This window comes from Gordonia sp. LUNF6, from assembly GCF_047041125.1.
In the GTDB taxonomy this organism is placed as follows: domain Bacteria; phylum Actinomycetota; class Actinomycetes; order Mycobacteriales; family Mycobacteriaceae; genus Gordonia; species Gordonia sihwensis.
Genome location: NZ_CP178181.1, coordinates 610,828 through 630,326, shown reverse-complemented (window position 1 = coordinate 630,326; position 19,499 = coordinate 610,828). Strand labels below are relative to the sequence as shown.

Below are 19,499 nucleotides of genomic sequence, written 5' to 3'. Positions count from 1 at the left end.
CCGTCTCGCGCATCAGCGGTGCTTGAATTCCGGTTCCCGCTTCTCCACGAAGGCCGCCATGCCCTCGGTCTGATCGGCGGTGGCGAACAGCGAGTAGAACAGGCTCCGCTCGGCGCGGACGCCTTCGGTGAGGCTCGACTCGAACGCGCGGTTCACCGCTTCCTTGCCGTACGACGCCGCGATGAACGACTTGCTCGCGATGGTCGCCGCGACCTCGCGAGCGGTGCTGACCACCTCGTCGGTCGGAACCACGCGCGACACCAGACCCGCCCGCTCCGCCTCGTCAACCTTCATCTGCCGCCCGGTGAGGACCAGGTCCATCGCCTTGGCCTTGCCGACTGCTCGGGTGAGTCGCTGCGATCCGCCGATCCCGGGGATCACGCCGAGGTTGATCTCGGGCTGACCGAACCTGGCGTTCTCGCCGGCGATGATGATGTCGCAGAGCATGGCCAACTCGCAGCCGCCGCCGAGCGCGTAGCCCGCAACCGCCGCGATGATCGGAGTGCGGGTGCGCGACAGTTCGTCCCACGCGCCGAAGAACTGCTGGCCGACCACCTCGCTGAAGCTCTTCGACTGCATCTCCTTGATATCGGCGCCTGCGGCGAAGGCCTTCTCCGAGCCGGTGATGACGATGGCGCCGATCTCCGGGTCCGCGTCGAAGCCGCGCACGGCCGCAACCACTTCGCCCATCAGTTCGGTGTTCAGCGCGTTGAGGGCCTTGGGACGGTTCAGGGTGATGACGGCGACGCGGCCGTCGGTCTCGGTGAGGATGGTCTGGTACTCGGTCATCTGCGGTTCTCCAATGGCTGTCGGGTGCGGTCGGGCATGAGGTTCACGGGTTCACAATGGTGAGTTCGAGCCCCTCGGGCAGCGGCGCGAAGAAGGCGTCCACGTCGGCCTCGGTGACGTCGCCGATCTCCGCGGGACTCCACGACGGATTGCGGTCCTTGTCGATCACCTGCGCCCGGATCCCCTCGGCCATGTCGTGGCTGCGGACGCATCGCACCGACACCCGGTATTCGCGGGCGAGCGCCTCGTCGAGAGTCGGCAGCGGGTTGCGGAGCGCCCGCAGCGTCACCGCGAGGGTCGTCGGGCTCTTGGCCCGGAGCGTCGCGGCCGCCTTCTCCGCCGCTTCGGTGCCGACGGACTCGCAGCGGCGGACGATCTCGGCGACGCTGTCGGCGGCGAAGGCCTCGTTGATCCAGTCGCGCTGGGCGTACAGATCGGACGCGGGCGGCTTCTGGGCGTAGGTGGCCAGCGCCTCGTCGACGGTGGTCGCGGAGACGGCCTTGACGAAGGCGTCGAGATCTGCGGCGGGGACGTAATGGTCCGCGATGCCGAGGGCGATGGCATCGGCGCCGTTGATCGAGGCCGCCGTGAGGCCCAGGTACACGCCGAGTCGGTCCGGAATCTGCGAGAGAAGGTGCGTGCCTCCGACGTCGGGGACGAAGCCGATACCGGTCTCCGGCATCGCGAGCCGGGTGCGGTCGGTGACCACGCGGGTGTTGGCGTGTGCGGAGACGCCGACACCGCCGCCCATGACGATCCCGTCCATCAGCGCGACGTACGGCTTGGGGAACTTCGCGATCTCGGAATTGAGCTGGTACTCCTCGCGCCAGAACACCGCAGACGGGCAGGCCGTAGCCTCTGCGTCGCCGGCGCCGGCCTCGACGAGTGCCTTGGCGTCGCGGTGAATCGACACGATGTCGCCACCGGCGCACAGTCCGCGCTCGCCGGCGCCGGAGAGCACCACCGCCTTCACCGCCTCGTCCTCGCGCCACTTCCGCAGCGCGGCCGACATCAGATCCACCATCTCGTCGTTCAGGGCGTTGATGGCCTTCGGGCGGTTGAGGATCAACCGGCCGACGCCGCCTTCCTGCGACACCACGACGGGCTGGTTCATCGAGCCTCCTGCTTCTTGATCGACACGTCCTCCGCGAGAAATCGGAGTGACACTCAGTTTGGAACCTAGCATCTGAACATCGGTAATAGAAGATGGAGGTCGCACTCCCAACGACGGACTTGAGCGCCACTGCATCGGTGCCGGCAGACCACCCCGTCACCGTCGCCGCCCACGCCGACTCGCGCCGACCGGGCTCCAACTAGGCTCGGAAGACATGACGACCGACTCCAGCCCCTTCGACCCGTCCGCATGGCGCACCGTCCCCGGTTTCGAGGACCTCACCGACATCACCTACCACCGGCACACCGGTGAAGGCCGCGCCAACGGCATCGTCCGCATCGCGTTCGACCGGCCCGAGGTCCGCAACGCCTTCCGACCGCACACGGTCGACGAGCTCTATCGAGCCTTCGACCACGCGCGTCGGACCCCGGACGTGGGCACAGTGCTTCTGACCGGCAACGGCCCGTCGCCCAAGGACGGCGGCTGGGCCTTCTGCAGCGGCGGCGACCAGCGCATCCGCGGCCGCAGCGGTTACCAGTACGCCACCAGCCACGATTCCGATGTCACCGCGGCGACCGTCGACGGAGTGGACGAGGCGCGGGTCAAGGCCGAGGGCGGACGACTGCACATCCTCGAAGTCCAGCGGTTGATCCGCACCATGCCGAAGGTCGTCATCGCGGTCGTCAACGGCTGGGCCGCGGGCGGCGGCCATTCGCTGCACGCGGTCGCCGATCTGACCCTCGCGTCCCGGGAACACGCCCGGTTCAAGCAGACCGACGCCGACGTGGGCAGCTTCGACGCCGGTTACGGCAGCGCCTACCTCGCCAAGCAGGTCGGCCAGAAGTTCGCCCGCGAGATCTTCTTCCTGGGCGAGGCCTACGACGCCGAGACCATGCATCAGATGGGCGCCGTGAACCGCGTCGTCGATCATGCAGAACTCGAGAACACGGCCGTCGAATGGGCACGGAAGATCAACTCCAAGTCGCCCACCGCGCAGCGGATGCTGAAGTTCGCGTTCAACCTGACCGACGACGGGCTGATGGGTCAACAGGTCTTCGCCGGCGAGGCCACGCGTCTGGCCTACATGACCGACGAGGCGGTCGAGGGCCGGGACGCCTTCCTGGAGAAGCGTGATCCGAACTGGGACTCGTTCCCGTACTACTACTAGACCCGCCAGTATTGAGACCGCCCCCGCATCCACCTTCTGATTGATCTTGGCCTAACACCAAGACACGGTCCGCGCAGCCGGTCGATCTGGTGAGATCGACGCATGACAGGTGCTCCCCCCGGTTCCACCCTGCCCGCAAACACCTCAGCGCCCACCCGCCGGGACTGGATCGGCCTCGCCGTCCTGTCGGTCGGGCTGGGCCTGATCGTGCTCGACGGAACGATCGTCGGCGTCGCGCTGCCGGCGATCATCAGCGACCTGAGTCTCGACCTCACCGACGCCCAATGGGTCAACAGTCTGTACGCGGTGGTGTTGGCGGCACTGCTGCTCTCGACGGGCCGACTCGCCGACCGCTGGGGTCGCAAACGGATGTTCCTGTTCGGACTCACCGTCTTCGTCGCCGGCAGTCTGCTCGCCGCCGCCTCCGGGTCGGCGGGCACGCTGATTGCGGCCCGTGCGGTCCAGGCGGTCGGCGCGGCGTTCATCATGCCCTCGACCCTCTCCACGGTGAACGCCGTCTTCCGCGGTCGCTACCGGGCCGCAGCCTTCGGTGTCTGGGGCGCGGTGATCTCCGGCGCGGCGGCGGTGGGACCGCTCGCGGGCGGCGCCCTGACCCAATGGGCGTCGTGGCACTGGATCTTCCTCGTCAATCTGCCGCTCGGTCTCGTCGTGGCGATCGCCGCGATCTTCACGGTGTCCGAATCGAAGGGCGGCGACGATCGGCCCGGCGCCGATGTCGACGGCGCGATGCTCAGCATGATCGGTTTCGGCGCACTGGTGTTCGCCGTGATCGAAGGGCCCGACCTGGGATGGTGGACGCCGAAGGGCGAGCTGAAGGTGTTCGGATGGAGGTGGCCCGAGCAGGCGCCGATCTCGATCGTCCCGGTGGCCTTCGCGGTGGCGGCGTCGGCTCTGGTCCTGTTCGTCGTCTGGGAGCGTCATCGCCGGAACAACGGGCGGTCGGCGATCCTCGACCTCCGGCTGTTCGGCCTGCCCACGTTCTCGTGGGGCAACGTCACCGCCGCCGCGGTGGCGGTCGGAGAGTTCGGCATCATCTTCGCGCTGCCGCTGTACCTCGTGAACGCGCTCGGCCTCGACGTGATGCAGGCCGGCCTGGTCCTGGCCGCCATGGCGATCGGAGCCTTCGTCTCCGGCGCCATGGCACGACACCTCGCGGCCAGGCTCGGTGCCCCCGCCGTGGTGCTGCTCGGCCTCGGTCTCGAAGTCGCGGGGGTCCTGATCCTCGTCGTGGTGATCGGGAGCTCCACCTCCGGCTGGATCATCGCGCTGCCGTTGATCCTCTACGGCCTCGGTCTGGGGCTGGCTTCGGCTCAACTCACCGGGACCGTCCTCCGCGACGTTCCGGTGGACGACTCCGGTCAGGCGTCGGCCACCCAGAGCACGGTCCGGCAGGTCGGATCGGCACTGGGCACGGCCTTCGCCGGCGCGGCGCTGTCGGTGGCACTCGCGACGACCCTGCCGACCGCACTCGACCACGCCGGCTTCAGCGGCCCCGCCGCGGACCAGGTGGCCGCCGCCACCCGCGAGTCAGCGGGCACCACCATCACGATGCTGCGCGCCGAGGGGGTCCACAGCCCGCTCGGCGACCGGACCGACGCCGCGGTCGGCGCACTCTCGGAGGGATTCGCCGACGCCACCCGATGGTCGATGGTGGTCGCCGTCGCATTTCTCGCGCTGGGCTTCCTCGGCGCGGCACGACTGCGCCGCGCCGCCGCCGCACCCGCGCGGACCTGACGGGCCGGGCTCAGCCGATGAGTTCCTTCAACACCCGCATGTCCTCCACCCGGCGGTTGTGGGACGCGGCGGCCGGCGAGGCCAGCAGCACGCCGACACCGCTGGCGCGGAACCGCTCGACCTGCTCGGCGACCTTCGACCGCGGACCGATGAGGCTGATCGCGTCGATCAGACCCTGGGGAATCGCCGCGGCGGCCTCGTCCTTGCGGCCGTCCAGATACAGATCCTGGATCAGCGCGGCCTCGTCGACGTAGCCGTACCGCTGGACCAGCGAGTTGTAGAAGTTCTTGCCGCGGGCTCCCATGCCGCCGATGTACAGCGCCGAGTGGTGCCGCACCGCGTTCTCCGCCGCCGCGATCTCGTCGGCGTCCTCGGTGATCAGCGCACTGGCCTGAATGACGATGCGCAGTTCCGGCAGATCCGGGTCGCGCTTGGCCCTGCCTGCCGCCAGCGATTCACCGAAGGCGGCCTCGACGTAGTCGGGGTGGTACAGGAAGGGCTGCAGTTCTTCGAACATCTCGGCGGCCAGTTCGACGTTCTTGGGCCCGATCGCCGCGAGCAGCATCGGGATGCGGTCACGGACGGGGTGGTTGATGATCTTCAGCGCCTTGCCGAGCCCGCTGCCGCCGTCCTCCTTCGTCAGCGGCAGCTGGTAGTGCTTACCGCGGTACTCGACGCGCTCGCGGCGCCACACCTTCCGGCAGATCTCGGCGTTCTCGCGCGCCCGGCCGAGCGGGAAGTCGTACTTGACGCCGTGGAAGCCCTCGATCACCTGCGGACCGGAGGCACCGATGCCGAGAACCGCACGACCGCCGCTGATGTAGTCGAGGCCGGCCGCCGTCATGGCGAGATTGGTTGGCGTGCGCGAGTACATCGGCAGGATGCCGGTCTGCAGTTCCATCGTCTCGGTGCGCGCGGCGATGTACCCGAGCTGACTGACCGCGTCGAAACTGTAGGCCTCGGGTACGGTGACCCGGCTGACGCCGACCCCCTCGAAGTCCCGGAGATTATCGATGGTCTCGCGGAAGTCGCCCGCGTAATTGATGGGCATGCCCAGCGTCATCGGCGTCATGGGCTGATTCTGGCACACGTTTTTCACCGGCGATCGGCGAGACCGCCCGCGTCCGGCCGCCACCTGATCGGAGGCCGCGTTCACCTGCCGGTCACCTCTGTTCCACCGGGACGTCGGAAACAACCGGCAACTCCCGGTGGCGCGAAGCCCACCGACAGATGAACTTTCCGTTAACGCACCTCCGGAGAACAGAAATTAGCAGGTCAGAGCACAAAAGTCGGACCTTGGGCGAGTTGACTCGACCCACGGTTCCCCGGTCATAGTGGTCGCATGACCGCAGAGATGCTCATCCTCGTGCTGTTGATCGTCACAGCCCTCGGCTTCGACTTCACGAACGGGTTCCACGACACCGGCAACGCGATGGCGACGTCCATCGCGACCGGCGCTCTGAAGCCGAAGGTCGCGGTCGGTCTCTCCGCGATCCTCAACCTGGTCGGCGCGTTCCTCTCGGTCGAGGTCGCCGCCACCATCACCAAGGACGTGCTGAACATTCAGCAGACGTCCGGTGACGCCAAGGGTGAACTCGTCGCCGGTCTCGACGCGAACAAGGCGCTGATCATCATCTTCGCCGGTCTGATCGGCGCGATTCTCTGGAATCTGTTCACGTGGCTCTTCGGTCTGCCGTCCAGTTCGTCGCACGCGCTGTTCGGCGGCCTGATCGGCTCGGGTCTGGCGGCGATCGGAACCTCGGGCATCAACTGGCACGGGATCCTCGCGAAGGTGATCGTCCCCGCGCTCTTCGCTCCGGTGATCGCATGCATCGTGGCCTCGGTCGGCACACTCATCATCTACGCCATCTCCAACGGCATCTCGGAGAGCAAGCGCGAACGCGGTTTCCGCAACGGTCAGATCGCCTCGGCCTCGCTGGTCTCCCTCGCACACGGCACCGGCGACGCGCAGAAGACGATGGGTGTCATCGCCCTCGCCCTGATCGCCACCGGTCATCTGGATTCGGGCAGCGTGGCTCACGGTCTGCCGTTCTGGGTGGTCCTCTCGTGTGCCGGGGCGATCGCACTGGGCACCTGGATCGGCGGTTGGCGCATCATCCGCACGCTCGGCAAGGGACTGGTCGAGATCCAGGCTCCACAGGGCATGGCCGCGGAGGCCTCGTCGGCCGCGATCATCCTCACCTCCTCCGCTGCCGGCATGGCGCTCTCGACCACCCAGGTGGCGACCGGGTCGATCCTGGGCAGCGGACTGGGCAAGAAGGGCGCGGAGGTCCGCTGGGGCGTCGCCGGCCGCATGGCCGTCGCCTGGATCACCACACTTCCGGCCGCCGCCGCGGTCGGCGCCCTCTGCTACTGGCTCGCCAGCCTGATCGGCGGCGCACCGGGCGCGATCGTCATCTTCCTGATCCTCGCCGGGCTCTCCGGCTACATGTACTACCGGGCTCAGCAGCAGAAGGTGGACGCCGACAACGTCAACGCCGACTGGGACGAGACGACGAACTCGCCGGTTCCCGCAGCCACCGAACAGTCCTGAACCCAGCTTCCGCGAAAGGCACCTCCATGGACATCGTCTCCGCCATCACCAAGGTTCTCGCCGTCGGGCTGCTGTTCGGCGCCGGTCTGCCCGCACTGTTCGCCGTCGGTATGCGTCTGGAGGCAGCCGGGCACGGCGATCTCGGCAAGCCCGCGAACCCCGTCCTCCGCATCATCGGATACCTGATGTTCGCCCTCACCGCGGCCGTCATCGTCGTCGGCATCCTCTGGATCTGCCGGCAGACCCTGAACTACTACTTCGATCTCAGGATCTTCCCGGACTTCGCCTACAAGAGCTGACCGCTGCGCGACCGCTAAGACACGAGGAGACACCATGCCCCCATCGCTGTTTGAGAACGTCATCAAGTGGATCCGCGCCGGGTACCCCGAAGGCGTCCCCGCCACCGAGTTTCCGCCGCTGCTCGCACTGCTCCGACCGGTTCTGTCGGAGAGCGAGATCACCGATGTGATCCTGAGCCTCGCGCTGGAGCACGGCACCGAGACTCCCGCGACTCCCGAGCGGATCCGCGACGCGATCCACGCCGTCACCGAGCAGGCGCCGTCCGAGGAGGAGACGCGGCAGGTCGCCGCACGACTCGCGGCCGCCGGCTGGCCGCTCACCGATCGCGTCCCGGTATCGGACTGAACGGAGGAGTATGGATCGCCCCTCCTTCCTGAGCGGAGTGGTCCGCTGGCTGCGCGCCGGCTATCCCGAGGGGGTGCCGAGCCGCGACTATCAGCCGCTCTTGGCGCTGTTGCGCCGACAGCTCACCGAGGACGAGATCAGGCAGGTCGCCCTCGAGCTCGTCGACACGCGTGCTCCGGAGCCGATCAACCGGATCGATGTGGGCGTCGAGATCTCCAAGGTCACTCAGGAACTCCCCCGCCAGGAGGACGTCGACCGGGTACGGCAGACTCTGAAGGCAGCGGAGTGGCCCTTCGACGACGAGCCGCTCGCGCCGCCCGATCGGCCCGAGAACCCGGAGGAACCGTCCTGAGAGTCCTGCAACCGCTCGAACTGCCGGCGGGACCGGCCGTCCTCGAGGCCCGCCGCGACCTGCTGGCACTCCTGGACGGCGACGCCGCCTATCTCCCGCTTCCCGCCGGCGACGACGCCGAGACGCAGAGGCTCTCGCACGCCCTGGCGCTCGGCGAGCCCATCGACGACGACGCCGCGCTCGTCGTGTCCACCTCGGGGACCACCGGCACTCCGAAGGGCGCGGTGCACACGGCCGCTTCCCTGCGCGCCTCCGCGACGGCGACGGCCGACGTGCTCGGCGGCCCGGGCAGCTGGCTGCTCGCGCTTCCGCCGCACCACATCGCGGGACTGCAGGTGATGCTGCGGTCCCTCGCCGCCGGTCACGATCCCGTCGTACTCGATCTCGCGGCCGGATTCGACCCGTCCGCACTGCCCGGACTCGTCGCCGCCATGCCCGGTGACCGCCGATACACCTCGCTGGTCCCGACTCAACTGCGCAAGGCTCTCGACGTGCCTGCCGCGGTCGCGGCGCTGGGCCGGTTGGACGCCGTTCTCGTCGGCGGCGCGGCCACCCCGCCGGCACTCCTGGCCCGCGCACTCGACGCCGGCCTGCCGATCGTCCGCACCTACGGGATGAGCGAGACCGCCGGCGGTTGCGTGTACGACGGCGTGCCCCTGCCGGGCGCGACGGTCCGGATCGACGGATCCGGCGGCGCCGAACCCGGCCGGGTGGTCCTCGGCGGCGCGACGCTGGCCCGTGGCTACCGCAACATGCCCGAGCACCCGGCGTTCGCCGAACCCGGATGGTTCCGCACCGACGACCTCGGCGTCCTCGACGACGGTGTTCTGCGCATCGTCGGCCGGGCGGACGAGGCGATCACCACCGGCGGCCTCACCGTGGTCCCGCAGGTGGTCGAGACGGTCCTGGGCGAGATGCCCGGCGTCGCCGACTGCGCGGTCCTGGGCGTCCCCGACGAGCGGCTCGGCGAGAAGGTGATCGCGGTGATCGTCCCCGTCCCCGGAGCCCGGCGCCCCGGACTCGACGACGTCCGCGAGTTCGTCTCCGACCGCCTCGACCGCTACGCGGCCCCCCGCGCGGTGTTCACCGTCGGAGAACTGCCGCTGCGCGGGCCCGGCAAGGTGAATCGCCGGGCGTTGCGCGAACGGTTCGCCTGACGCATCACGCCGCCGCGGGAACGTCGGTCGGCTCCTCGGCGGGGTCCGCCGTGTTCGCGGAGTCCGCCTCCGCGGCACCGGTTTCGGCCGCGTCGTCGGACTGCGACGACGGGGCGACGACACCGGTCTCGGGCGCAGTCGTCGCGGGCGCACTGCTCTCAGGCGCAATCGCCTCGGGGGCGGTCTCCACCGTGCTCGTCTCGGGTGCGCTGGCCGTCTCGGGAGCCGCATGGCGCGGCCCGTCCGACGTCGCACCGTCCCGCTGCTGCGGCTCGGCCCATTCGCCGTTCGCGTCGAGCAGCCGGTGCGCTCCGCCGGAGGAGAGCGGGACGTCGACCACCGGAGCCTTCGGATCCGCATCGCCGGCGGTGATCTCATGAGTCGGATAGAAGGACTCCGCTGCCCGGTCCCACTTCTCCAGCCGCTCCTGGGACACCTGGATCCCGACCGCCCGATAGACCATCGCGGTCAGCAGCGCGAGCGGGTGGTACGTGTCGTAGATCTCGTAGGTGGTGTTCCCCTCGACACTCTGCAAGGTCTTGACGTGCTCGAGGTTCTCGATGTGCGCATAGGTGTACTCGCCCGGATCGGAGTGGATCGCGAGGAAGCCCGCCGCGTTGACCAGGACCGAAGCCACGGGGCGGTACCAGATCCACTGTGTGTGGGCGACGGGATCGCCCTGCACGATGACCTGAACGACCTTCACCTCGGCGGAGTCGGCGGGGTTGCGGGCACCGTCGTTGTCGACTCCGAACAAGCCCATCAGCGGCGTCGCGAACGGGGTTCGGCTCAGCCGCGATTTCAGTCCCCAGGGCCCGCGCGGATCGGAGACGAGCAGGATGGTGCTGTCGGATCCGAGCAGCCCCTCCTCTGCCGCCTGCTCCACGGCGTTGCCCAGTGCGTCGGAACCCTGCGAGTAACCGGTGTAGACCACCACCCGATCGGCGTCCTGGAACGCCCGCATCACGCTGAGGGTGTTCGCGGTGCCGACGTCGCGCGACTGGTCGTAGGTCGGCGCGAAGAAGGGCAGCAGCCGACCCGACTTCCCGGAGATGATCGGGCCGAACGATTCGGGGTAGGTCACGATCGTCGACTCACGGCCCCCGACGATTCCGTTGATCCGCGGATAGCGGACGTCATCCGTCCCGGGAACGACGACGACGTGCGCGTCGTCGTCCGCCCCCTGGACCCAGTCACCGAGCACATCGGTGTACTCGGTGACCGCCGGACCGGCAGTGGCGACCGACGGCAGGAAGACCGGAGTGGGTGTCGCGGCGACCGCGGCGGGCGCGGCCAGTCCGAGACAGATTCCGCAGATCGCCGTCGACGTGGCAAGTGTGCGCTTCATGATTCTCTCCCCCGACGCAGAACTGTGCGTCCGCGGCACCGAGCCTCGGACGCACCTGACAGCATTCTATGAGAACATGCCGTGACCTGCGCGGACAGTCCCTGGAAGAGTGACGGTCGAGTGACCGACACCAGACCTGGGGACACCGGGATGAGATGATGTGGCCTGTGGCAACAGTGACTCAGTGGATCGAAGGCGCACGACCGCGCACCCTGCCGAACGCGATCGCCCCGGTGGTCGCCGGGACCGGCGCGGCCGTCCACCTCGGTGACGTCACCTGGTGGAAGGCCGGTCTCGCACTGGTCGTCGCACTGGCGCTGATCGTAGGCGTCAACTTCGCCAATGACTACTCCGACGGAATTCGTGGCACAGATGACGACCGCGTCGGTCCGCTGCGCCTGGTGGGTTCCCGCCTGGCGAGCCCGCGAGCGGTCAAGACCGCGGCGCTCATCTCACTCGGCATCGGCGCGGTCTGCGGACTCGTCCTCGCCGTGGCGACGGCCTGGTGGCTGGTGCTCGTCGGAGCGGTCTGCATCGCCGGCGCGTGGTTCTACACCGGAGGCAAGCGACCCTACGGCTACCTCGGCTTCGGTGAGATAGCCGTGTTCGTGTTCTTCGGTCTCGTCGCGGTGCTCGGTACGCAGTTCGTCGCCGCGGGCTCCGTGGACTGGATCGGCGCCGGCTGCGCTGTGGCCGTCGGCAGCCTCTCGAGCGGAGTCCTCGTCGCGAACAACTTGCGCGACATCCCGAGCGACACCGAATCGGGCAAGATCACTCTCGCTGTCCGGCTCGGCGACCGCCGGACCCGGACGTTCTACCTGCTCCTCTGCGTGATCCCGGTGATCGTCAGCGTCGCCGTCGCAGTCGTCGCCCCCGCCGCCGCTGCCGGCCTGCTGGTGATCGTCCCCCTCGTCAAACCGGTGCGACTGGTCCTGGGCGGCGCCCAGGGACGCGACCTGATCCCGGTGCTCGCGCTGACCGGCATCGCGATGCTCGTGTGGTCCGTGGCGACGGCGATCGGGCTCGCCCTGACATAGGACGAGCCCGATGGGCTGGCGTCAGCCGGCGGTGGTGCCCTCGGGCAGCAGCGCCGTCACCGCGGCACGCAGGTCGTCGACGGTCGTGGCCGACTCCACCACGGCGGTCGCCGCCGGGTCGGCGCCGTCGAGGATCGCCAAGAGGACTCGTTCCACGGTGAGTTCCCGCTCGTTCTCGGCCCGGGCCGTCATCGCGGCCCTGCGGAGCGCCTCGCGGGCCGCCTCCGACATTCGGCCGCCGCGACCGCGGCCACGCGGACCCCGGCGTCCACGGCCGCCCTCCCAGGCGCCGAACCAGATTCCGTCCGGACCGAACTGGGCCTGGAAACCGGGGCCGTCGAACGATGCCGGTCCCCCATGCGGACGTCCGTGATGGGGCCGCCCGCCGCGGCCGCGGCCGCGCTCGGGGCGCTGCCCCCAGCCCTCCGACAGGTCCTCTCCGAAGCGGTCGCCGACCGCCTCGCGCACCTTGTCGAGGTCGATGCCGATGCTGCGCAGGGCCTCCCGGTCCTCTTCGTAGCGGTCGCGAACGTCCTCGACGGGACCGTCGTCGTCGTTTCGCACCACCTTCCGTGCCTCCGCCAGAGTCAGACCCTGGTCGGTGAGCACGGTGAACAGCGGACTGCGAGCATTGCACAGCATTCCGAGGATCAGGTGGTCGGTGCCGATCTGCCGGCTTCCGAGGTCTTTGGCCTCCTGCACCGCGAACATGAAGCTCGCGCGTGCGTCTGAGTTGAAACGGTCAAACATCGTTGCCGTCCTTTCCGGCCGCTTCCGCGGCCTCTCGATACGAGTGCTTCTGATGCACCGCTTGACGACTGATCTGCAGGACATCGGCGATCGCCTGCCAACTCCATCCCTGCGACCTCGCCGAAGCCACATGGACGTCTTCGAGCCGGTCGGCGAGAGTCCGCAACGCCCGAACCACACTCAATCCCGTCGCCGGGTCGGCGCTGGCCGCCGACCGAACCATCGGATCGGGGTTGTTCACGCTTTCGTCTGTGTGCATGATGTCAATTTATCTTGACGGAATTGCCCTGTCAAGAAAAATTGACAATTCTTCAGTCGTCCACAAGCGAAGTCGAGATGTTCATCCGCGAGGCCCGCATCGCGGGCACCCCGGCGCCGAGCAGACAGAGCAGCACCGGGATCGCCACGTAACCGAAGGCGCTCCACTGCGGCGCGTACCGGATGTCGATCGACGTGGTCTGTGTGAGGATCACGTCGGCCAGCACATGCAGTCCGCTGCCGAGTATCAGCCCGGTCACCGCGCCGACCAGCGCGATCGACGCGGCCTCGCTGAGCACCATCCGCGACACGAAGCGACGCGAGGCACCCATCGCCCGCAGCACAGCGAGTTCCCGGCGTCGTTCCAGAACCGAGAGCAGCAGCGTGTTCAGGAGCGCGACGGCCGCGGCCCCGGCGACGATCCACTGGATCGCGACGGTGAAGGCACCGGCCTGCTGGGCGCTCCGCTCGGTAGCGACGAGCGCCTCCTGCCCGGTGTACACATGGACCGGCCAGTCTCCGCGGCCCGGATGCCGCGCCGCGATCGCGGTCAGCCGCTCGCGCACCTGCTCGTGATCGGCGCCCGGCGCCACCGTGACCTGCAGGTAGGTATCGCCGTCGCGCCGGAACCACTCGTTCAGGAGCCGGTTCGCCACCGCGCCCACCCCCGAGTCGATGGCCACGTAGTCGACGATGTCGCGTACCACCAGTTCGCGGTAACCGGACGGGGTCGCGAGTCGAACGGTATCGCCCACCCGCACCCCGAGTGATCGTGCGAGGACCTCGGAGAGCAGGATGCCCCGCCCGGCGAGGGTCTCGCGGACCGCATCCTGCGAGGACTTGCGGACGAACGGCGCCGCGGCACCCGGTTCGAGGCCCTGGAGCAGGACGCGCGCGTCGGCGATGTTGACCGTCGCCCACTGTCCGCCCACCACATCGGTGACGCCGGGAACGGCACGGATCTCCTGTGCGATGGCCGGGTCGAGCGCGGGCCCGAGCGGCATCGAGTCCGCGTCGCGCGAGGAGACGTAGAAGTCGGGGTCCGACAGCCCGGTGAGCGAACTGGAGATCGACCCGATCAGGTTGTTCAGCGAACCGGAGATACCCACGCCGACGGCGATCGCCACCGCCACCGTCATCACGGTGGCCCACACGCGGCGCGGTGCGCGTTCGCTGTTGACCGCGGCGAGCCGGCCGGGTCCGCGCAGGCGGTTCGACGCACCGACCACCGCCCGGACCAGCAACGGCATCAGCGCGAAGCACAGAAGGAGCCCGCCGGCCGAGTAGACGGCGCCGGCGACGATCGCGGCACGTCCCGGCACCGTCTCGGCGACGACCCAGGCCACCGCGATCGTCGCCGCCCCCGCGACTCCGCTCGCGATCAGCAGTCCCGCGGCCGGCGGCCGGGCGTCTGCCGCCTCACCCGGAACCATCGCCTCCACCGGTGCCACCGCGAACACCGATCTGGCCGCCAGGACGGTCGCGCCGACGCATGCGACCACACAGGCGGCCACCGCGACCACCGGTGCGTACGCCGGCAGGTGATACCCGACGGCCACCCCGACGGTCTCGGACGTGTCCGGCAACCGCCCGACGATCCACCGTCCCGCGAGCACCCCGACCGGGACCCCCGCCGCACCGCCGACGAGGCCCAGGACCGCCGACTCGGCCAGGAGATCGCCGACGAGGTGCCTGCGCCGCGCCCCGAGCGCCCGCACCATCGCCAGCGACTGCCTGCGAGAGGCGACCGCCATGTTCATCATGTTGAACACCAGGAAGGCCGCGATGATCAGGGAGACCAGCGAGACGAGCAGGGTGGAATCGTGCGTCACCGAGTTGGCCGTCTCGACCTGCGCGACCCGGAAATCCGGATCCACCACGCTCGCGCGGCCGTCGACCACCCGCGCGACCTGCGCGCGCAACCGGGCCTCCGGGACGCCGGGGCCGGGGACGACGAGGATCGAGTCGACCGCACCGTTCAGTCCGGCGAGACGCTCCGCGAGACCGAGATAGGCGAATACGAACCGTCCGCCGTTCAACGCGGTCGCGGCCTGGTCGTCGACCACTCGGACCACGGTCACCGGGATCCCCGACACGGTCAGTCGCTGCCCCTGGCGCAGACCGGTCGCCGCGCCGACGACGATCCCGTCGTCGAGGCGGTCGGCGTCGATTCCGCCGCCGGAGGCGCCGACGGCCGCGCGCAGCCCGCTCGACAGCGATAGCGCGTTCAGATCCGACCCCAGCAGCACCGTCGGGCGCCCGTCGAGCAGCACGGTGTCGCGCACCAGGGGTACCACGGCTCGGGCGTCCGGCACGTCGCGGCGCAGTTCGCCCGCGATCGCGGCGTCCACCCCGCTGTCGGCGATCGCGGCCACCTCCACGGTCGCGTCGCCGGCCACCGCGGCGCTGAACTCCCGCACCGACTCCGACATCGATCCGTACGTGCCGAGGACGGCCACCAACAGCGCCGAGGAGATCAGCACCACGGCCAGGGACGTCGCCACCCGCAGCTTGTGCCCGGCCAGTTCCCGGAGATTGAGGATCCGGACACGCGTCAGTCCCGCGGCGAGCCCGCCCATGTCAGGCGGGCCGCCCGTCTATCCTGCCGTCGCGGACGGTGACGATCCGATCGGAGACCGCGGCGGCGTTCTCGTCGTGGGTCACCATCAACACCAGGCGGTCGGGTTCGTCGTGCGCCACGGACGCGAGCAGATCGAGCACCTCGGCGCCGGTGCGCGAATCGAGGTTGCCGGTCGGTTCGTCGGCCAGCAGGATCTTGGGACCCATCATGAGCGACCGTGCGATCGCCACCCGTTGCATCTGGCCGCCCGAGAGCTCCGACGGACGGTGGTTCACTCGCCCGCCCAGACCCACTCGGCCGAGCAGTTCCTCGGCACGCGGACGCGCCTTCCGCAACGACTTCGAGTCGAGGAGCATCGGGAGTGCCACGTTCTCCCACGCGGTCAGCGTGGGGACGAGGTTGAAGAACTGGAAGATGAACCCGACCCGCCGTCGCCGGAACTCGGAGGCCTCGTCGTCGCCGAGCGCCGCCAGATCGGTACCGTCCACGCGGATGGTGCCGGAGGTCGGGGTGTCGAGCGCGCCGATGATGTGCAGGAGCGTGGACTTGCCCGCTCCCGAGGGGCCGACCACCGAGACGAACTGCCCGCCGTCCAGGGTCAGCGACGCCCCGTCGAGGGCGCGGACCACCTCCGTGCCCATCCGGTACTCGCGAACCAGTCCCGACGCCTCGACGACGGCCACGATCGCCTCCCTCCGCAGGACTCCGCGACGTCAGCCGGCCGACCACACTCCGGTCTCGAAGAACCGCTCGAGAGCCGCCGTCGGCGGGCCGAGGTCGAGCCGCTGCTCGGCCACCCAGTCGTCGTTGAAGTAGGTGTGATCGTAGCGGTCGCCGCTGTCGCACAGCAGCGACACGACGCTGCCGGAGCGGCCCTTTCCGGTCATCTCACCGATGAGCGAGCAGACACCCCAGAAGTTGGTGCCGGTGGATCCGCCGACCCGGCGGCCGAGACGGTCGCTGAGGAAGCGCATCGCCGCGATCGAGGCCGCGTCGGGAACGGCGATCATCCGGTCGATCACCTGCGAGACGAACGACGGCTCGACTCGCGGGCGGCCGATGCCCTCGATCCGCGAGGCCCCCGGTGAGGTGAGGGTTCCGTCGCCGGTCTCGTATGCGGGCAGGAAGACGGAGTTCTCCACGTCCACCACGCACAGCCGCGTGGGGTGCTGCCGGTAGCGCAGGTACCGGCCGAAGGTCGCCGACGTGCCGCCCGTGCCCGCGCCGACGACGATCCACTCCGGAATCCGATGGCGTTCGGCCTCCATCTGTGCGAACACCGATTCGGCGATGTTGTTGTTGCCCCGCCAGTCGGTGGCCCGCTCGGCCATCGTGAACTGGTCGATGAAGTGGCCGCCGAGTTCGCGCTCGAGTCGCTGGGCGACGCTGTAGATCTCCGAGGGCGAGTCGACGAAGTGACAGATCCCGCCCTCGGCCTCGATGAGCCGCGTCTTCGCGGGCGAGGTGCCGCTCACCATCACCGCGATGAACGGGACGCCGATCAGCTTCGCGAAGTACGCCTCCGACACCGCGGTGGAACCCGAGGATGCCTCGATGACGGTGGTGCCCTCGTGAATCCAGCCGTTGCAGAGGGCGTAGAGGAACAGTGACCGCGCCAGCCGGTGCTTGAGCGATCCGGTCGGATGCGTGGACTCGTCCTTCAGATAGAGGTCGATGCCGTCGCCGCGCGCCGCCCAGTCCGGCAGGTCCACCTTCAGCAGATGTGTGTCCGCGCTGCGCCGCGCATCCGCTTCGATGGTCCGTACCGCCCGGCTGGTCCAACTGCGGTCGTACGTCCGCTCCACAACCCGAGTCGCCACGTCGTACCGTCAGTCCTCGCCGCGCAGCCGAGCCTGCAGGTCGGTGCGCTGCGCCGCCCGCTGCTCATCGACTCGAGCGATCTGATCGTTCACCCGGAGGCGAAGCGACTTGAAGACGACCATGCCCAGGGGCAGCGCGATCAGCACCGCGAAGACCGCCGCGACGAGTACCGGCACCTCGACTCCGACGATCTTGGCGCCGAAGATGATCACCAGCGCGATGACGACGACGAGTGCGAGCCGGGCGATCGTGTACAGCGCCACCGCTCCGGCCAACGTCGTCATGGTCGCAGGGGGCTTCGACCCGGCGGTGCCGGAGTCTTCTCGTTCATCTGTCATACAGCCAGGGTACTGGCGTCGCGCGCCTACCTGCGAATACACCGTTCGTACGACACGATCGGGCAGCGTGGGCAAGGCGAAGAATCGAGGCCCATCAGACATTACGGACTCTTTACCAACGCCTGACTGTTCGAGCAACCAGCACAAATGCGTGTACTTGTGGTGTCTAGCGGCGTACGCGCCCGTGTTACCGAAACGCAGTGACCGAAGCCCAGCTAGGACTAGGAGAACCTGATGACTGCACTCGCCGACAACTCCGCCGACACCGGGATGATCACCCCCGCTCTCGCGACGCAGCACAACCTGACGCCCGGTCAGGTCGCCGCGATGTTCAACGTGAACCCGAAGACGGTGGCCCGCTGGGCCTCGTCCGGCGTGCTCAAGTCGATTCGCACCCCGGGCGGTCACCGTCGTTTCCGCGAGGCCGACGTCGTGGAGCTCCTGAACCGCTCCTGACCTCGCGAGGCCGGAACGTCCTTCGGGATGCCCGGTTCGGGCCGATGCCCGGACCGGGCATCGCTCTTTCTCCGGTAGCCTGGCTGACAGCGATTCCACGCGCGTGCGCGCAGTGGTCGTGCGTCAGGAGGTAGTGCGGTCGTGCCGTATTTGTTCGTAGTCCTGGTCGTGATCGTCGCCGCCTACCTGTCGTGGCGGCTGGTCGAGTCCCGGATGCAGGACCAGACCGGTCGTTCCGACCGGTCCAGCGTCCCCCGCGGACCGGACGACGACCCGGACTTCCTGCGCAGGCTCGACGAACGCTGATCCTGACGGGCGCTGTTCCTACAGTCCGGAGTATTCCTACAGTCCGGCGTAGGAGTGCAGTCCGGACACGACCAGGTTGATCGCGAACAAGTTGAACAGCAGGGCCACGAAGCCGGCGACGTTGATCCACGCGGAGGCGTTGCGCCATCCGGCCGTCGCGCGAGCGTGCAGGTAGGCCGCGTAGATCACCCACGCGATGAACGACACCGTCTCCTTCGGGTCCCAGCCCCAGAAGCGGCCCCACGAGGCCTCGGCCCAGATGGCACCGAAGATGATGCCGAGACCGAAGAGCGGGAATCCGATCACGGTGCACTTGTACGCGGTGCGGTCGAGCGCGTCGGCGCTCGGCAGATGATCGAGCAGCCGGCGCAGCGACGCGCCGACACCGGTGGCGAGCTCGTCCGCCTCGCTCCCGACAGCGGGCCATCGGTTCTTCACCAGGTACAGGATGCTGGCCACACCGGCCACCAGCAGCACGCCCGAGGAGATCGAGATGATCGAGACGTGGATCGCGAGCCAGTACGACTTGAGCGCGGGCACCACGGGCGCGGCCTGCGTGTACAGATAGCGGCCCGCGATGAACATCAGCAGGACCACCGGGATGAGGACGAAGCTCAGCAGCGGCCGCGACTCCTTCCGGCGGAGCACCACCAGACCGGCACCGACACAGGCGACGCAGGTCAACGAGATGAACTCGTACATGTTGCCCCAGGGCGCACGATCGGTCGCCATGCCGCGCAGCACGATCGATCCGAGGTGCGCCAGGAACCCGACCCACACCACGGGGTAGGCCATGGCGGCGAGCCGATCGCCGAGCGAGCGCCGCGGCGCGGGTCCGGCGACACGTCCGGGCATCCGGTCGTCGGACGAGGATCCCCCGACGCTCGCACCGACGAGTTCCTCACGGCGTTCGTCCAGTTTCGCGTACCGTGCCGCCGCCAGCGCTCCGAGGAACATCAGCATGGCGATCACGTACACGGTGATGCTGGTGGCGTAGAGCCAGTCCGAGTAACGGGCCAGTGTCTCGTTGACGTAGCCGGCGTCGTCGTTCATGAACGCTTCCTCATCTC

General features: G+C 68.9%; 21 protein-coding genes. 10 read left to right on the top strand and 11 right to left on the bottom strand.

Translation table 11 applies throughout. The annotated features are described in order from the left end of the window. Positions 1-12: 12 nt before the first annotated feature. Both ACK8HH_RS02975 and ACK8HH_RS02970 read right to left on the bottom strand, forming a co-directional pair. Positions 13-789, bottom strand: a complete 777-nt coding sequence (locus tag ACK8HH_RS02975) for an enoyl-CoA hydratase (RefSeq protein WP_006894353.1) — start codon at positions 787-789, stop codon at positions 13-15. Between the two features lie 43 nt (positions 790-832). Next, positions 833-1,903: an enoyl-CoA hydratase/isomerase family protein gene (locus ACK8HH_RS02970; RefSeq protein ID WP_346077107.1), complete on the bottom strand. Its 1,071-nt coding sequence runs from the start codon at positions 1,901-1,903 to the stop codon at positions 833-835. Between the two features lie 214 nt (positions 1,904-2,117). Here ACK8HH_RS02970 and ACK8HH_RS02965 point away from each other — a divergent pair, with 214 nt between their 5' ends. Together ACK8HH_RS02965 and ACK8HH_RS02960 are read left to right on the top strand one after the other, a co-directional pair. Continuing rightward, a complete protein-coding gene (locus tag ACK8HH_RS02965; protein ID WP_006894349.1) occupies positions 2,118-3,071 on the top strand; it encodes a 1,4-dihydroxy-2-naphthoyl-CoA synthase in 954 nt (317 codons plus the stop codon). A gap of 102 nt (positions 3,072-3,173) precedes the next feature. Continuing rightward, complete coding sequence (locus ACK8HH_RS02960; RefSeq protein WP_006894348.1) at positions 3,174-4,826, top strand: MFS transporter; 1,653 nt, start codon at positions 3,174-3,176, stop codon at positions 4,824-4,826. Between the two features lie 10 nt (positions 4,827-4,836). Here the strand turns inward: ACK8HH_RS02960 and ACK8HH_RS02955 are convergent, their stop codons facing one another. Beyond that, on the bottom strand, positions 4,837-5,898 hold the full coding sequence (locus tag ACK8HH_RS02955) for an LLM class F420-dependent oxidoreductase (protein ID WP_039866581.1): 1,062 nt from the start codon (positions 5,896-5,898) through the stop codon (positions 4,837-4,839). Positions 5,899-6,168: 270 nt separating this feature from the next. On the opposite strand from ACK8HH_RS02955, the gene ACK8HH_RS02950 reads away from it, so the two are divergent. The 5 genes from ACK8HH_RS02950 to menE are packed head-to-tail and all read left to right on the top strand — an operon-like array spanning position 6,169 to position 9,534. Beyond that, positions 6,169-7,380 carry an inorganic phosphate transporter gene (locus ACK8HH_RS02950; RefSeq protein ID WP_006894345.1) on the top strand — a complete coding sequence of 404 codons (1,212 nt, stop codon included), beginning with the start codon at positions 6,169-6,171 and terminating at the stop codon, positions 7,378-7,380. Between the two features lie 26 nt (positions 7,381-7,406). Next, entirely contained in the window at positions 7,407-7,679 is a 273-nt protein-coding gene (locus ACK8HH_RS02945; RefSeq protein ID WP_006894343.1) for a hypothetical protein, read from the top strand. 34 nt (positions 7,680-7,713) lie between these two features. Further along, a complete protein-coding gene (locus tag ACK8HH_RS02940) occupies positions 7,714-8,025 on the top strand; it encodes a DUF3349 domain-containing protein (RefSeq protein WP_006894341.1) in 312 nt (103 codons plus the stop codon). Between the two features lie 10 nt (positions 8,026-8,035). Then, a complete protein-coding gene (locus tag ACK8HH_RS02935) occupies positions 8,036-8,377 on the top strand; it encodes a DUF3349 domain-containing protein (protein WP_006894337.1) in 342 nt (113 codons plus the stop codon). After that, on the top strand, positions 8,374-9,534 hold the full coding sequence (gene menE, locus ACK8HH_RS02930) for an o-succinylbenzoate--CoA ligase (RefSeq protein WP_412475710.1): 1,161 nt from the start codon (positions 8,374-8,376) through the stop codon (positions 9,532-9,534). Before ACK8HH_RS02935 ends, menE begins: the two co-directional genes overlap by 4 nt. Positions 9,535-9,538: 4 nt before the next feature. Here menE and ACK8HH_RS02925 read toward each other — a convergent pair whose 3' ends face one another. Then, complete coding sequence (locus ACK8HH_RS02925; RefSeq protein WP_412475527.1) at positions 9,539-10,882, bottom strand: PE-PPE domain-containing protein; 1,344 nt, start codon at positions 10,880-10,882, stop codon at positions 9,539-9,541. 167 nt (positions 10,883-11,049) lie between these two features. On the opposite strand from ACK8HH_RS02925, the gene ACK8HH_RS02920 reads away from it, so the two are divergent. Then, positions 11,050-11,919: a 1,4-dihydroxy-2-naphthoate polyprenyltransferase gene (locus ACK8HH_RS02920; RefSeq protein WP_006894328.1), complete on the top strand. Its 870-nt coding sequence runs from the start codon at positions 11,050-11,052 to the stop codon at positions 11,917-11,919. 21 nt (positions 11,920-11,940) lie between these two features. On the opposite strand, the gene ACK8HH_RS02915 is transcribed toward ACK8HH_RS02920, so the two are convergent. From ACK8HH_RS02915 to ACK8HH_RS02890, 6 genes are read right to left on the bottom strand one after another with little or no spacing between them, the layout of a single operon-like run. Then, the gene (locus ACK8HH_RS02915) at positions 11,941-12,669 is read right to left on the bottom strand and encodes a Clp protease N-terminal domain-containing protein (protein WP_006894327.1); all 729 of its coding nucleotides are present in this window, start codon (positions 12,667-12,669) and stop codon (positions 11,941-11,943) included. After that, positions 12,662-12,928 (bottom strand): hypothetical protein, encoded by a 267-nt coding sequence (locus tag ACK8HH_RS02910; protein ID WP_006894326.1) that lies wholly within the window; start codon positions 12,926-12,928, stop codon positions 12,662-12,664. Before ACK8HH_RS02910 ends, ACK8HH_RS02915 begins: the two co-directional genes overlap by 8 nt. A 52-nt stretch (positions 12,929-12,980) precedes the next feature. Then, a complete protein-coding gene (locus tag ACK8HH_RS02905) occupies positions 12,981-15,506 on the bottom strand; it encodes an FtsX-like permease family protein (protein ID WP_412475526.1) in 2,526 nt (841 codons plus the stop codon). 1 nt (position 15,507) lies between these two features. Next, positions 15,508-16,191, bottom strand: coding sequence for an ABC transporter ATP-binding protein (locus tag ACK8HH_RS02900; RefSeq protein ID WP_006894322.1), 684 nt, complete (start codon positions 16,189-16,191; stop codon positions 15,508-15,510). A 30-nt stretch (positions 16,192-16,221) separates the two neighbouring features. Beyond that, the gene (locus tag ACK8HH_RS02895; RefSeq protein ID WP_006894320.1) at positions 16,222-17,328 is read right to left on the bottom strand and encodes a PLP-dependent cysteine synthase family protein; all 1,107 of its coding nucleotides are present in this window, start codon (positions 17,326-17,328) and stop codon (positions 16,222-16,224) included. Between the two features lie 9 nt (positions 17,329-17,337). Beyond that, positions 17,338-17,667 carry a DUF4229 domain-containing protein gene (locus ACK8HH_RS02890; protein WP_039866578.1) on the bottom strand — a complete coding sequence of 110 codons (330 nt, stop codon included), beginning with the start codon at positions 17,665-17,667 and terminating at the stop codon, positions 17,338-17,340. Between the two features lie 234 nt (positions 17,668-17,901). Between ACK8HH_RS02890 and ACK8HH_RS02885 the strand changes: the two genes are divergently transcribed. Next, positions 17,902-18,123, top strand: a complete 222-nt coding sequence (locus ACK8HH_RS02885; RefSeq protein ID WP_006894318.1) for a BldC family transcriptional regulator — start codon at positions 17,902-17,904, stop codon at positions 18,121-18,123. A gap of 141 nt (positions 18,124-18,264) precedes the next feature. Then, positions 18,265-18,429: a hypothetical protein gene (locus ACK8HH_RS02880; RefSeq protein ID WP_006894317.1), complete on the top strand. Its 165-nt coding sequence runs from the start codon at positions 18,265-18,267 to the stop codon at positions 18,427-18,429. A 36-nt stretch (positions 18,430-18,465) separates the two neighbouring features. Here the strand turns inward: ACK8HH_RS02880 and ccsB are convergent, their stop codons facing one another. Further along, positions 18,466-19,482 (bottom strand): c-type cytochrome biogenesis protein CcsB, encoded by a 1,017-nt coding sequence (gene ccsB, locus ACK8HH_RS02875; protein ID WP_006894316.1) that lies wholly within the window; start codon positions 19,480-19,482, stop codon positions 18,466-18,468. Positions 19,483-19,499 lie beyond the last annotated feature (17 nt).

Excerpts from the sequence above, each read along its gene's own strand:
- ACK8HH_RS02975 (WP_006894353.1), bottom strand. The coding sequence starts at position 789 with ATGACCGAGTACCAGACCATCCTCACCGAGACCGACGGCCGCGTCGCC.
- ACK8HH_RS02970 (WP_346077107.1), bottom strand. The coding sequence starts at position 1,903 with ATGAACCAGCCCGTCGTGGTGTCGCAGGAAGGCGGCGTCGGCCGGTTG.
- ACK8HH_RS02965 (WP_006894349.1), top strand. The coding sequence starts at position 2,118 with ATGACGACCGACTCCAGCCCCTTCGACCCGTCCGCATGGCGCACCGTC.
- ACK8HH_RS02960 (WP_006894348.1), top strand. The coding sequence starts at position 3,174 with ATGACAGGTGCTCCCCCCGGTTCCACCCTGCCCGCAAACACCTCAGCG.
- ACK8HH_RS02955 (WP_039866581.1), bottom strand. The coding sequence starts at position 5,898 with ATGACGCCGATGACGCTGGGCATGCCCATCAATTACGCGGGCGACTTC.
- ACK8HH_RS02950 (WP_006894345.1), top strand. The coding sequence starts at position 6,169 with ATGACCGCAGAGATGCTCATCCTCGTGCTGTTGATCGTCACAGCCCTC.
- ACK8HH_RS02945 (WP_006894343.1), top strand. The coding sequence starts at position 7,407 with ATGGACATCGTCTCCGCCATCACCAAGGTTCTCGCCGTCGGGCTGCTG.
- ACK8HH_RS02940 (WP_006894341.1), top strand. The coding sequence starts at position 7,714 with ATGCCCCCATCGCTGTTTGAGAACGTCATCAAGTGGATCCGCGCCGGG.
- ACK8HH_RS02935 (WP_006894337.1), top strand. The coding sequence starts at position 8,036 with ATGGATCGCCCCTCCTTCCTGAGCGGAGTGGTCCGCTGGCTGCGCGCC.
- ACK8HH_RS02925 (WP_412475527.1), bottom strand. The coding sequence starts at position 10,882 with ATGAAGCGCACACTTGCCACGTCGACGGCGATCTGCGGAATCTGTCTC.
- ACK8HH_RS02915 (WP_006894327.1), bottom strand. The coding sequence starts at position 12,669 with ATGTTTGACCGTTTCAACTCAGACGCACGCGCGAGCTTCATGTTCGCG.
- ACK8HH_RS02910 (WP_006894326.1), bottom strand. The coding sequence starts at position 12,928 with ATGCACACAGACGAAAGCGTGAACAACCCCGATCCGATGGTTCGGTCG.
- ACK8HH_RS02905 (WP_412475526.1), bottom strand. The coding sequence starts at position 15,506 with ATGGGCGGGCTCGCCGCGGGACTGACGCGTGTCCGGATCCTCAATCTC.
- ACK8HH_RS02890 (WP_039866578.1), bottom strand. The coding sequence starts at position 17,667 with ATGACAGATGAACGAGAAGACTCCGGCACCGCCGGGTCGAAGCCCCCT.
- ACK8HH_RS02885 (WP_006894318.1), top strand. The coding sequence starts at position 17,902 with ATGACTGCACTCGCCGACAACTCCGCCGACACCGGGATGATCACCCCC.
- ccsB (WP_006894316.1), bottom strand. The coding sequence starts at position 19,482 with ATGAACGACGACGCCGGCTACGTCAACGAGACACTGGCCCGTTACTCG.